The 14,356-nt window shown below is 60.1% G+C and carries 1 protein-coding gene; it reads right to left on the bottom strand.

Features of this window, described 5'->3' with window-relative positions; translation table 11 throughout:
- Positions 1-6: 6 nt before the first annotated feature.
- Positions 7-14,346, bottom strand: coding sequence for a M10 family metallopeptidase C-terminal domain-containing protein (locus RAN89_RS00220; RefSeq protein WP_313867710.1), 14,340 nt, complete (start codon positions 14,344-14,346; stop codon positions 7-9).
- Positions 14,347-14,356 lie beyond the last annotated feature (10 nt).

The raw sequence follows: 14,356 nt of genomic DNA, 5'->3' as shown, positions 1-14,356 counted from the left end.
GCGTGTTTAGGTCCATTGGAAATCGGAAGCGCTGAGCGCTGCCGCGGAACTTCCAAGCAAGGTGAGCTTCATGTCGGCTGCGCCGTTGCCATCGGAGTCGATAAGCAGTGTACCGGTAGAGGTTCCACTGTTATAGGCCCAAGTAGCCTGTGCATTGCCTGTATTACTGAAGCTACTCACGATGCTGAAGGTGCCGTTTCCAAGGCCTTCAAACACGAGTTTGTCCTGACCCACCACGAAGTCGTTGATGGTGTCGGCCACCGTCACACTGGATTGCAGCGTGTCGCGGAACACAAAGCGGTCCGCACCACTTCCACCGATCAATGTATCGGCACCGTTGCTGCCGACCAAGCTGTCATCGCCGGCGCCGCCGTTCAGCGTAGAACCCACAGTTGCCAGTGCCAGGGTGATGGTGTCATCTGCGGCACCGCCGATGATGCTTTCAATGCCAGCTGCGGTAACGTTGTTTGCACCCGTACCAGAAAGTCGCAACACATCGGCGCCAGCACCCAGATTGAATGTCACAGCACTGGCTGCTTCACCCAGGGTAACGTCGTCATTGCCGCCCGAGGCAATCAGGGTTTCCACACCCAGAATCGTCAACTGGTTGGTTCCGCTGGCTGCAAGCGTCAAGGTGTCGCTTGCGCCACCCAGATCGATGGTGGCACCAGTGATGGCGGTGGTGTAAGTGATGCGGTCACTGCCACTGTTGCCGTTCAGGAACTCGACACCTGCCACCGAGATGGTGTTTACCCCCGCTGACAGATTCAGTGTGTCGCTTCCGCCAGCCAGGTTGATCAGTCCGCTGGACAAGGTGGTACTGAGAGTCACCGTATCCGCACCGGAGTTGCCCGTGATGGTCTCCACACCGGAGGCGGTGAAACTGTTGGTGAAGTTGCCCAGGTTGAGTGTGTCTGTGCCACCGGCCAGGTTGTAGGTTGTGCCGTTCACGGCAGCAGTCATCGTGATGGTGTCTGCTGCTGCATTGCCAGTCACAGTTTCTATGGTGCCGTCCGACAGGCTGAATGTATTCAATCCGTTGAAGAGGCGCAATTCATCAACCCCGTCTCCGCCCGTAAGGCTGGTGGTGCCCGTGATTGCAGCTCCGAAAGTCACAATGTCATTTCCGGTGCCTCCGATGATGGTTTCCACATTGGAAGCCGTGAAGTCATTTCCATCATTGCTGAGGATGATCTTGTCACCCAAGGTTCCCAGGTCAATGACGTTGCCTGTCAGACCGGCTGTGAAGGTCAGGGTGTCCACCGCACCCGAGCCCAGAATGCTTTCCACATTCAACACCGTCAGAGTGTTGGCGCCGGTGCCTGCGAGAACCAGTTTGTCGGTACCCGAACCCAAATCGTAGACCCCCACAGTTTGAGCTGCGGTCATGGTGATCGTGTCTGCACCCGCATTGCCATTGAGTGTTTCCACCCCGGCCACACTTGCCGTGTTGGAGAAGTTGCCGAGGTTCAGGATATCAGTGCCTGAGCTTAGGTTGATCAGGGTGTTGACGGCTTGCGTGGTCAGCGTGATGGTGTCTGCCCCGGAGTTGCCGGTGATCGTCTCCACGTTGGCCAGGGTTGCCACGTTGGTGAAGTTACCGAACGTAATGGCATCAGCACCTGCGCCCAGGTTGTAGGTGTTGCCGGTGGCGCCATTGGTGCTCAAAGTGATCACGTCAGACGCCGAGTTTCCGATCACGGTTTCCACCGAATTGGTGAGCGTGATGTTGTTGACACCATTGAACAGCCGAAGGATGTCGGTGCCGGCGCCCAGGTTGAAGGAACCACCTGCTGCGGCATTGCCCAAGGTGACGTCGTCCGCCCCCGCGTTGCCGACAATAGTCTCCACACCGATGGCGGTGAGCGTGTTGTCAAAGTTGCCCAACGTCAGGGTGTCTACCGTACCTCCGCCCAAGTCAAAGCGTCCGGCGGTTGTCTGGGTCAGGAAGGTGATCTTGTCATCAGAGCTGCCCCCGACCACACTTTCCACGTTGGACATGGTGAATGTGTTGGCTGCAGTGGCCAGATTCAACCTGTTGGTACCACCACCCAGGTCGATGACTGCGCCAGTCAGTCCGGTCGCAAAAGTTACGGTGTCATTGGCTGTATCCACGTTGCTGGTGGTGATGGTTTCGACGTTGGACACCGTCAAGGTGTTGGTGCCGGAGCCCGCCGTCAAAATCAGTGAGTCCGCGCCTGAACCCAGATTGATGATCGCTGCAGTGGTATTGGTGGTTACCGTGACCGTATCTGCGCCGGTACCGCCAGTGATGGTCTCCACGTTCGCCAGGGTGACCGTGTTGCTGGCTCCGGTCAGAGTCATCTGGTCCACGCCAGCGCCGAGATCAAAGCTTCGGCCAGCAACTGCGGCGTTCAGGGTAATGACGTCGTTGGCCCCACCGGCGACCAGCGTCTCAATATCGGTGTTGAGCGTCAATGTGTTGGTACCCGCTGTAGCCAATACCAAAATGTCGGTGCCCGCACCCAAGGAGATGTTGGCTCCGCTCACTGCGTTCGACAAGGTTACCGTGTCGTCGGCACCCAAGCCCACGATGGTTTCGATGTTGCTGGCGGTCAGTGTGTTTGCGCCGGAGGCCGAGAGCGTCAGCTTGTCGATACCCGCTGCCAAGTCAAAGGTTTGGCCAGTCACGCTGTTGCCCAAGGTGATGAAGTCTGCACCGGCATTGGCCACCAGTGTTTCGACGTTTGTCACGGTCAAGGTGTTCGCGCCGTTGAATAGCACCAGTTTGTCACTGCCATCACCCAAGTTAATGGTTCCACTGGAGATGGCCGCTGTCAGCGTGATCGTGTCGACCAAAGTACCGCCGAGCAAGGTCTCAATACTGCTGCCAAGGGATAGCGTGTTGGCGAAGTTGCCTAGTTGCAGGGTGTCGGTGCCGGAACCCAGATCGATGCTCAGTCCAGAGGCTGCAGTCGCTAGGGTGAGTGTGTCTGCACCGGTGCCCCCCACAATGGTCTCTATGTTGGACAGTGTGGCGCTGTTGACACCATTGGCAAAAGTCAGCTTGTCCAGCCCTGCGCCAAGATCGAACTCACCGTTAGTGATCACGGTGCCCAGGGTGATCGTATTCACGCCAGAACTGCCGACGATGCTTTCGGTGTTCCGCACTGTGAGTGTGTTAATGCCGGTAGCGAGCGTCAGAATGTCTGTTCCTGAGCCGAGGTCATACACACCGGAAGATTGTGCAGTGGTCAATGTGACAAGATCGACCCCGGTACTGCCGGTCAGGGACTCCACGCCACTGATGGTGACCGTATTGCCTGCGCCAGCGAGAGTCAGTGCGTCAGAGCCCGCGCCCAAGTTGTAAACGTTCCCGTTCACTGCGGCACTCAGTGTGATCAGGTCCGCGCCAGAGTTGCCCACTACGTTTTCAATGTCGGAACCCAAGGTCAGCGTATTGGAGGCATTTGCGAGGTTCAATATGTCGGTGCCGGCACCCAGCACAATGCTGGTGGTGCCAGAGAGTCCTGCCCCCAGCGTGACGCTGTCATTGCCATTGTTGCCGGCAATGGTTTCCACGCCGGTGGCAGTGAGCGTATTGTTGAAGTTGCCCAAGGTCAGAGTGTCTGCTCCGGATCCGAGGTTGAAGTTTCCTGCAGTCGTCTGGGTGGTCAGCGTGACGCTGTCCGCTCCGGATCCACCCATGACAGATTCCACATCGCCCAAGGTCACGGTGTTGGCCCCTGACCCGGTTGACAGCAGGGTCAACGTATCCGCTCCTGATCCCAGGTTGTAGACACCGCCGGTCACAGTGGCGCTCAAGGTGATGAGGTCGTTGGCGGTACCGCCATTCACGGTCTCCACGGAGCTGTTCAAGGTGAGTGCGTTGTTGAAGTTGGCCAGGTTCAAGATGTCCGTGCCGCTGCCCAAATCGAACGAGCCGCCGGTACTGCCGGCTGTCAGGGTCACGGTGTCGTCACCGGTGCCACCGGTGACCGTCTCGATATTGGCTGCCGTGATCGTGTTCGTGCCGTTGGCGAGGACCAGCCGGTCAACGCCAGCACCCAGGTCATAGGTGCGACCGGTGACCGCGGCCGACAGGGTGATGACGTCGGCTCCCGAGTTGCCGATCAGGGTTTCAATGTCTGCGCCTACTGTCAAGGTGTTTGCGGCGTTGGCCAGCGTCAAGGTGTCGGTTCCTGCGCCCAGCACGATGGCACCGCCTGTAATGCCTGCGCCAAGCGTCACGCTGTCGTCGCCAGAGTCGCCGGAAATGGTTTCCGCACCCGAAACCGTCAAGGAGTTGGTTCCGTTGGACAGAATCAAACTGTCTGCACCTGAACCCAGGTCGAAAACACCGCCTGTGATGGTAGTGGCCAAAGTGATGGTGTCCGCTCCCGATCCGCCTTTGAGGGATTCGACATTGGACAAGGTGACTGCGTTCACACCACTGCCACTGGCGAGCAGGACCAGCGTATCGGTGCCCGAACCCAGGTCATATGCATTTCCTGCCACCAGGGCTGTCAAGGTGACCGTGTCATTCGCGGTTCCGCCGACCAGGCTTTCAATTGCAGCGTCAATGGACAGGCTGTTGTTGAAGTTGGCAAGGGTCAGCACATCAGCACCGGCGCCCAGACTCACCGAGCCACCGGATATGGCTGTTGTGAGGGTGATCAGGTCATCACCGCTGTTGCCGACGATGGTTTCCACATTACCCAGTGACAGGGTGTTATTTGCGTTGAACAGATTGATGCGGTCGGCACCCGCTCCGAGGTCAAAAGTACCGCTGGTTTGAGCTGCACTCAGGGTCAATGTGTCCGTTCCTGTGCCGCCCAAGATGGACTCAATGCCGGCCACGGTCAGTGTGTTGGTCCCATCTGCCAGAGTCAATTGGTCATTGCCAGTACCCAGGTTGTACGTGTGACCACTCACCGCATTAGTCAGCACAATCGTGTCTGCCGCTGAGCTGCCGGCCAGTGACTCAATAGAGCCATTCAGGGTGAGCGTGTTGGCCCCCAGTCCGGACAAAGTCAAGCTGTCGGCACCGGCACCCAAGTCATAGGTATTGCCAGTGACAGCACTGTCCAGCGTCAAGGTGTCAGCGCCGGAGTTGCCCAGCACACTTTCGACATTGCTGCTCAGAGTAAAGCTGTTTGATGCATTGGCAAGAATCAGTGTGTCGTTACCAGCCCCCAGGTTGAATGAGCCGGTGCTGACACCGCCACTGAAGGTCACAGTGTCAGCGCCCGAGCCGCCAATGATGGTCTCAACCGTGTTGCTGGCTGTGAGGCTGTTGGTGCCGTCAGCCAGTGAGATCGAATCCGTGCCGGAGCCCAGGTCGAAGTTGCCTGCGGACACAGTCGTGAGAAGGGTAATGACATCCGCGCCAGCGCCACCGGTGATGCTTTCCAGGTTGGACGCCGTCACAGTATTGCCGCCCGCCGCGAGGAAAAGTTTGTCTACGCCTGCACCCATGTCGACTTGGGCCCCTGCCACTGCTGCGCCAAAGGTGATGACGTCGGCACCTGCGTTACCTTCCACCGATTCCACGTTGCTTAATGTAATGGTGTTGCCACCGTTCGCGAGGGTGACCTTGTCGCCGCTGCCTGCGCCTAGATCCACCACGGCATTGAATGGGCTGGCGTTGGTCATGGTGATGACGTCGTTGCCGTTGCCACCGGTGAGGGATTCGACATTGTTGATGGTGGCCACGTTGCCGCCATCGGCCAGAGTCAGACGGTCACTGTCGTTGGAGCCTGCCAGGTTGACAGTGCCACCGGACAGTGTGGTGGTCAAAGTGACCACATCATTGCTGCCATTGCCGATCACGGATTCAACGTTGGCCAGCGTCACGGTGTTGTTGCCTGCGCCGGAAAGCTGGATGGTGTCGTTGCCACCGGCGAGGTCGATGTTGGCTCCGCTGATGGCCGCGCCCAAGGTGACGTTGTCGTCACCGGCGTTGCCGGTGATCGATTCCACGTTGGAGGCAGTGAGCAAATTGGTGCCACTGGCCAATGTGAGGCTGTCCGCACCAGCGGCGAGGTCATAGACTGCGCCGGATACGGCCTGGGTAAGTGTCAGGCTGTCTGCTGATGCGCCGCCGATGACCTGTTCAACGCTGGCGTCCAAACTCAAAATGTTGGCCGCAGCGCCGGACAGGGTCAGCCGGTCCACGCCAGCACCCAAGTTGAATACACCGCTGCTTTGCGCTGCCCCCAAAGTGATGGTGTCCGCGCCTGTACCGCCGGTCAGGGTCTCCACGCCGGTTGCGGTCAAGTTGTTGCTTCCGTTGGCCAGGATCAACTGGTCAGATCCGCCTGCCAGATCGATATTGCCATTGCTGATGACGGAGCTCAGGGTCACGATATCGACACCCGAGTTCCCGATGATGGTCTCCACATTGCTGGCGGACACCGTGTTGGCTCCATTGGCCAGGGACAGCTTGTCGGTAGTGCCACCACCCAGGTCAATCAACAAGTTGGTGGTCACGGTGGTCAGGGTCACATCATCTGCGCCGGAGCCGCCCACAATGCTTTCTATGTCGCTAGCCGTGACGGTGTTGGTGCCATTGGACAAGGTCAGGCGGTCTGTACCTGCCCCCAAGTTGTAAACCGTGCCTGTTGCAGCGGTCGACAGAGTTATGTTGTCTGCCAACGTGCCGCCCGTGACGGTCTCAACCGTCGCATTCAAGGACAGGGTATTGACAGCATCCGCCAGAATCACCCGGTCCGTTCCGCCACCCAGATCCACTGAAATGCCACTTACCGCTGCAGTGAAAGTTACGGTGTCGTTCACCGAGCCACTGCCGGCGATCGTTTCAATGTTGTTGACCGTAACGGTGTTGGCACCTGCGCTGGACAGGATCAGTTTGTCGCCCGAGCCTGCGCCCAGGTCGTAGGTTTGTCCGGTGACGGCACCACCCAAAGTGACGACGTCGTCGCCGGCACCTCCTACCAGGCTTTCCACCGATGCTGCCACTGTCAGCGTGTTGCCCGGAGCGCCCAGCGTCAGCGTGTCGCTACCCGCGCCCAGGTCGATGGAACCACCGCTGACGCTGGTGGCCAAGGTAATACTGTCGTCGCCACTGCCGGTCGCCTGAATAGTCTCCACGTTGCTGACCGTGAGTGTGGTACCACCAGCAGCCAAGCTCAGGCTGTCCGCGCCCGAGCCGAGGTCGATGCTGGCCCCACTGATGGCTGCACCCAGTACCACCGTGTCCGCTGCGCTTCCGCCGGTGATGGTTTCAATGCCTGTGGCGGTCAGTGTGTTGGCACCCGCACCGGACAGCGTGAGTGTGTCAGTGCCGCTGCCCAGGTCGAAAACCGCGTTGGTGACGGCAGCGCCCAAGGAGATGGCATCAGCCAAAGTGCCGCCAACGATGCTTTCAATGCCTGACACCGATACAGTGTTGGCAATATTCGTCAGGGTGAGCGTATCTGCTCCGGAGCCACCCACGATCGATTCGACGTTGGCCGCTGTAATTGCGTTGGTGCCGTTGGCCAGTATGACCTTATCGCTGCCTGCCGCTAGGTCGATCGTGGCAGTCGTGGTTGCAGCACTGAAGGTAACGGTATCAGCGCCGGCATCGCCGGTGAGGCTTTCGACGCCCGCCACGGTCAGGGCGTTGGTGCCGTTGGCCAGTGTCAGGTTGTCGGCTCCGTTGCCCAAATTCACTACCGCGCCGGTCACGCTGTTACCCAGCGTCACAGTGTCCGCGCCAGTACCGCCTGTCAGTGTCTCGACGTTGGATACGGTAAAGACGCCATCACTGTTGGACAGGGTCAGTACGTCCGCGCCGCTGCCCAGGTCCACGTTGCCCACAGAGCTGCCGGCACCCAAAGTAATTGCGTCAGCCCCGGTGCCGCCCGTGATGGACTCCACGTTGCTCACACTCAAGGTGTTGGTACCGTTGGCCAGCACCAGTGCATCGTTGCCTGCTGCGAGGTTGATGGTCACGCCCGATGCGGCAACTGCCAGGTTCAGGGTGTCGTCACCGGTTCCCCCGGTCACAGATTCCACGTTTTGCGTGGTAACAGTGTTGGTGCCGTCTGCCAGTGTCAGGCTGTCGGTTCCGGATCCGAGGTTAACGACAGTGCCGGTCAATGCGCTGCCGAACGTGACGCTGTCAGCTCCCGTGCCGCCGTTGAGCGTTTCGACGTTGCTGATCGTGACCGTATTTACGCCATTGGCCAGGTTCAAGGTGTCTGTGCCGGCACCCAGGTTGACGTTCACTGCAGCGGTGTCGGTGAGTGTGATGGTGTCTGCGCCGGAGTCACCGACCACTGTTTCCACGCCGGTCAGGGTCAGGGTGTTGTCCTCGTTGAACAGGGTCAGCGAGTCGCCGGTACCTGCTGCCAGGTTCACCACACCGCCAGTGACACCCGCACCGAAGGTGATGACGTCATTCCCCGCGTTACCGGTGATGGTTTCGACGCCGGTTGCGCTGATGGTGTTGTTGCCCGTCGCAAGCACCAAAGTGTCGGCTCCGGCACCCAGGTTGGCATCGAGGCTGGCGACGTTGGTTGATAGCGTCACGGTATCTGCACCCGAGTCACCGATGATGGTTTCTACATTGGTGATGGTCAGGTTGTTCGGTGCATCAAACAGGGTCAGGATGTCCGTACCGCCCGCGAGGTCAACCTGCACACCACTGACGCTATTGCCCAGTGCCACGGTATCGGCCGCTGCGTTACCGACAATGGATTCGGTGTTTTTGACCGTCAGCGTATTGGCGAAGTTGCCCAGGTTCAGTACGTCTGCACCGGCACCAAGATCGATCTGGCCAGCGGTACTCGCATCGCCCAGTGTCAGTGTGTCAGCGCCTGTGCCACCGTTGATGGTTTCCACGCCGGTCGCGGTGAGGCTGTTGGTGCCGTTGGCCAGTGTGACCTTGTCGGCGGTGCCCGCACCCAGATTGATTTGGCCTGCAGTGAGTGTGGTGGTGAGGGTGACCTGGTCTACCCCGGAGTTGCCGGTGACCGACTCTATGTTCGAGAGCGTTACGCTGTTGGAGGCATTAGCCAGTGTCAGGCTGTCTGTACCACCGCCGAGATCCAAGCGCATGTTGGCGACACCTGCACTCAGAACAATGGTGTCGTCGCCAGCGCCTGCAGTCAGGCTTTCGATGCTGTTGCCCAAAGTCAGTACGTTGTTGCCGCCTGCAAGATTCAGGCGGTCGCCCGCACCGGCACCCAGGTCGTAGCTGCCGCTGGTGACGGTGGCACTCACGGTGATGGTGTCATTGCCGGCGCTGCCGACCACGGTTTCTACGGTGGTGTCCAGCGTCAGGGTGGAGCCTACGCCGCCCGCCAGTGTCAATGTATCGGTGCCAGACCCTAAAGAAATGGTGCCACCGCTCACGGCGGTTCCCAGGGTGACACTGTCGTCGCCGGTGCCGCCGGTAATGGTTTCTACACCCGTGGCGGTCAGGCTGTTGGTGCCGTTGGCAAGGGTCAGGCTGTCGTTACCTGCGTTCAGGTTGATGACACCGGTTGTGATGGCAGTAGCCAGGGTGATGGTGTCATCGCCGTTGGCGCCGGTAATGGTTTCAATATCGCTCGCAGTGAGCGAATTGGCAGAAATGCTGGTCAGTGTCAGGGTGTCAGTGCCCGAACCCAGTTGGTAAATGCCTCCAGTGACGGCGGTCGTCAGCGTGATGGAGTCTGCCAATGTGCCGCCCACCACGGTTTCCACCGTGGCATTCAGGGACAGCGTGTTGACCGCATCCGCCAGAATGATTTTGTCTTGGGTGCCCGCGCCCAGATCGATGCTGGTGCCCGATACGGCGGCAGTGAAAGTGACCGTGTCGTTGGCAGTTCCGCCCGCAACAGTTTCCACGCCCACTGCGGTGATGGAGTTCGCACCCGCGCTGGACAGGGTCAAGCGGTCGCCTGTGCCGGCTCCCAGGTCGTAGGTCAAACCGGTAACGGCGCTGCCGACGGAGATCAGGTCATTGCCGGAACCGCCAACCACGGTTTCGATACTGCCGCTGACCGTCAGGGTGTTGCCGCCGTTGGCCAGATTAAGGGTGTCGGTGCCGGTACCCAGATCGAAGCTGCCGCCGCTGACGGTGGTGCTCAGGGTCACTGCATCGTCACCGGTGCTGCCCACAATGGTTTCCACCCCAGATGCCGTGACAGTGCTGCCGTTGCCCCCCAATGTCAACGTATCGTTTCCGCCGCCGCCGACTACGCTTTCCACGTTGGTGGCAGTGAGACTGTTGGTGCCGCTAGCCAGACGAAGTATGTCTATACCTGCTTTGAGGTCAAAGGCAGCACCAGTCACCGCTGCGCCCAAGGTGATGCTGTCGTCCAGCGTGCCACCAGTCAGGCTCTCGATCGATGAGACGGTTAAACCATTGGTGATGTCGGTAAGGGTCAGGGTGTCGGTTGCTGTGCCGCCTGTGATGGTTTCAATGCCGCTGACTGTCAGTGTGTTTGCGATGTTGGTCAATACCAGGGTGTCTGTACCCCCGCCGCCAGTGACCGTTTCTACACCTACAGCAGTGACCTGGTTGGTGCCACTTGCGAGGGTCAGCGCGTCAGCACCCGCCCCCAGCGTCACTGTGATGCCACTGGCTGCGCTACCCAGGGTTACGAGGTCATCTCCGGTTCCACCGGTGGTGGTTTCCACGCCTGCCAGGGTGTAGGAGCCACCGTCTGCGGAGAGCGTCAGCGCATCCGTTCCACTACCCAGATCAATCGTGCCTGCAGTGGTGCCTGCACCCAGGGTAACGGTATCCGCGCCGGTTCCGCCGTTGATGGACTCAATGCCTGTGGTGGTCAGAACGTTGGTGCCGTTGGCCAGTGTCAGCTGGTCGGCGCCGCCCAACAGGTCAATGTTGGCGCCATTGATGGCCGCACCCAGGGTGATGTTGTCGGCACCTGCGTTGCCGGTAATGCTCTCGGTTCCGGATACGGTCAGGGTGTTCCCGCCGGCGGCCAGCGTCAAGCTGTCGGCACCGGCACCGAGGTTGACGGTACCTGCCGCTACCGCTGCACCGAAGGTCACCGTGTCAGCCGCAGAGCTTCCGGTAAAGCTTTCCACATTGCTGACGGTGATGGTGTTCGCCCCGGTTCCGTTGCCCAGGATGACTTGGTCGGTGCCGACGCCGAGGTCGTACACGCCCGTGCCGGCGGTCAGCGTATTGAAGGTCACCACATCGTCGCCGACACCCCCTGTGATGGTCTCAATGTTGGCGACGGTGATGTTGTGATTTTCGACAGACAGGGTCAGCACGTCGGCGCCAGCACCCAAGTCGAAGATGGCATTGGAAATGCCAGCGCCCAAAGTGATCAGGTCTGCGCCACCATTGCCCAATATGCTTTCGGCACCCGTTACCGTCAAGGTGTTGGCACCATTCGCCAGAATCAGTTTGTCAGCGGTACCTGCACCAAGGTCGATATCTCCTGCAGCTTGTGCTGCGCCCAGTGTCAGCGTGTCGGCACCGGAGTTGCCGACGATGGTCTCGATGCCCGTAGCAATAATGACGTTGGTGCCATCGGCAAGGTTCAACTGGTCGGTACCACCTGCCAAGTCGATGACAGCGCTGGTACTGGCGGCTCCGAGGGTGACGGTGTCGTCACCGCCCACGCCGGTAATGCTTTCAATGTTGGACGCGGTCAGGGTGTTGGTCCCTGTGGTCAGGGTCAGGGAGTCGCTGCCTGCACCCAGGTTGAACACGCCACCTGTGCTGGCGTCGCCCAGGTTCAACGTGTCTGCGCCCGTGCCGCCCGTGACGGTTTCGACCGCGGTGGTGGTGAGGCTGTTCGTACCGTCTGCCAGCACGATGCGGTCGGTAGTGCCGGCTCCCAGATTGAAGACGCCGCCAGCTACCGCAGTCCGCAGCGTGATTTGATCGGCTCCGGAGTTTCCGGTGATGGACTCCAGGTTGGACACCTGGAGAATGTTGGATCCGTTTGCCAGTGTGAGGGTGTCTGCCCCCGCAGCACTGTCGATCTGCATGTTGATCACACTCTGGGTGAGGGTGATGTCGTCCGCACCAGCGCCGCCAATCAGTGTTTCAACGCTGTTGTTCAGGGACATCGTGTTGCCGCCATCTGCCAGGTTCAAACGGTCTGAGCCTGCGCCGAGATCGAAGGTGCCAGAGGTGATGGCTGCGCTGATGGAAATGGTATCGGCACCGGAACTGCCGACCAGGCTTTCAATCGTGCCGTCCAGCGTCAGGGTGGAGGCTCCGCCCAGCGTCAGTTTGTCTGCGCCAGCGCCAAGGCTGAAAGAGCCACCGGTGACGCCACCGGTGAACGTGACGTCGTCCGCGCCACCGCCGCCCGTGAGGGTTTCCACTCCGCTGACCGTCAGGGTGTTGGCTCCGCTGCCGGCATCCAAAGCCAAAATGTCGGTTCCCGCACCCAGTGTCACGGTGGCACCAGTGACAGAACCGGAGAGCGTGATGGTGTCGTTGCCCGTACCACCGGTGATGGTTTCGATATTGCTGGCCGTCAGGCTATTGGTGCCATTGGCCAAAATCAAGCTGTCGCTTCCGCTGGCCAGATCCACCGTTGCGCCGGTGATGGCCGCGCCGAAGGTCACAGTGTCTGCGCCGCTGCCGCCCAAGACACTTTCAACGCCGGTTGCGGTCAGGACGTTGGTTGCGGTATCCAGCAAGTTCAGAACGTCGGTGCCGGCGCCTAGAGTCACGCTATTGCCCGAAGTGGCAGCCGTAGTCAGCGTAATGGTGTCGTTGCCGGTGCCTCCGGTAATGGTTTCTATGTTGGCTGCGCTGAGTGCGTTGGTGCCATTGGCCAGCGTCAGGGTGTCGACTCCACCTGCCAGATCGATGGTGCCGCTGGTTTGTGCCGCACCCAGCGTAATGACATCGGAATTGGTCTCGCCGGTGATGGACTCTACATTGGAGACAGTCAGAGTGTTGCCGCCAGTAGCGAGCACCAGAGAGTCGGCGCCGCCGGCCAAGTCGATAGTCGCACCGGAAGTGGCTGCAGTCAGTGTCAGAACATCGGCTCCGCCGCCGCCAGTAATCGATTCCACGCCGCTGGCGCTCACAGTGTTACCACCCGCGGCCAGGGTCAGGCTGTCGGTGCCGGCGCCGAGGTTGGCCGTGGCACCCGTGATGGCGGCTCCGAAGACCACTGTATCTGCGCCGGTGCCGCCGATAACAGTTTCCACGTTGCTGGCACTGAGGCTGTTGGTGCCGTTAGCCAAGGTAATGCTGTCTGCGCCTGAGCCCAGTTGGTAGACACCGCCAGTCACCGTACCGCCCATGGTGACAGTGTCGTCACCGGTGCCGCCAGTCAGGGTTTCGATGCCCGTGGCGTTCAGGGTGTTGGTTCCGTTGGTCAGCGTGAGGGTGTCAACTCCGGCGCCGGCGCCGAGGTTGAATATGCCGCCGGTGGTGGCTGTCAGCAGGGTGATGGTGTCATCTCCGGTGCCGGCAGAGATGGATTCGACGTTAGACGCAGTGATGACGTTGGTGCCTGTCGCCAGCGTCAGGGTGTCATTGCCTGCCGCGAGATCAAAAACGCCGGTTTGAGCGGCGCCGAGAGTCAGTGCGTCGGCACCGGCGCCGCCGGTCACGGATTCGACGTTGGACAGAGTGACCGTGTTTCCGCTGCCTGCAAATGTGATCTGGTCGGCGCCATCGCCGAGGTTGATGCTCCCACTGGCCTGTGCAGCGCCGATGGTGATCACGTCGTCGCCACTGGCGGAGGTGGTGATGGTCTCGGCGTTGGAAATGGACGCGGTGTTGCCTCCACCTGCCAAGGTCAGGGTATCGGTACCGGCCAGCAGATCGATGACGCCTGCCGAGGCAATGGCCGTTGTCAGGGTGATTGTGTCGTTATTGGTGCCGCCTGTGACGGTTTCTGCTCCCGCCACAGTGATGGAGTTCACGCCGTTGGCCAGCGTAATTCTGTCGTTGTCAGCACCCAGATCGAAGCTGCCGGAGGTCACTGCGGTCGTCAAGGTCAGCACGTCAGCGCCACTACCCAGGCTGACACTGGCTGCGCCGAAGGAGCCGCCCATGGTGACGGTGTCGTCCCCGGCTACACCGACCACGGTTTCGACGTTGTTCAGTGTGATGGTGTTCGTGCCAGTGGTGAGAGTGACCTTGTCGTTACCAGCGCCGAGGTCCATGGTGACGCCTGTGGCGGCGGCAGACAGGGTCAGTATGTCGGCACCAGAGTTGCCGGTGACCGACTCGATGTTGGCGATGGTGCCGGTGTTGTTGAAATTTCCCAGGGACAGGCTGTCTGTGCCCGAGCCCAAGTCAATCAGGGTGTTGCTGACATCCGTGAGCTGGGAGCTGATGGTGATCGTGTCCGCCCCGGTTCCCCCCATGATCGTGTCGATGTTTCCGGGCAGGGTCAGGTTGCTGTCGCCGCCGGATATGGTGATCGTGGTCATGGTAGGCCTC

Source organism: Rhodoferax mekongensis (assembly GCF_032191775.1).
GTDB lineage: Bacteria > Pseudomonadota > Gammaproteobacteria > Burkholderiales > Burkholderiaceae_C > Allorhodoferax > Allorhodoferax mekongensis.
This window is presented reverse-complemented; position numbering and strand designations above follow the sequence as displayed.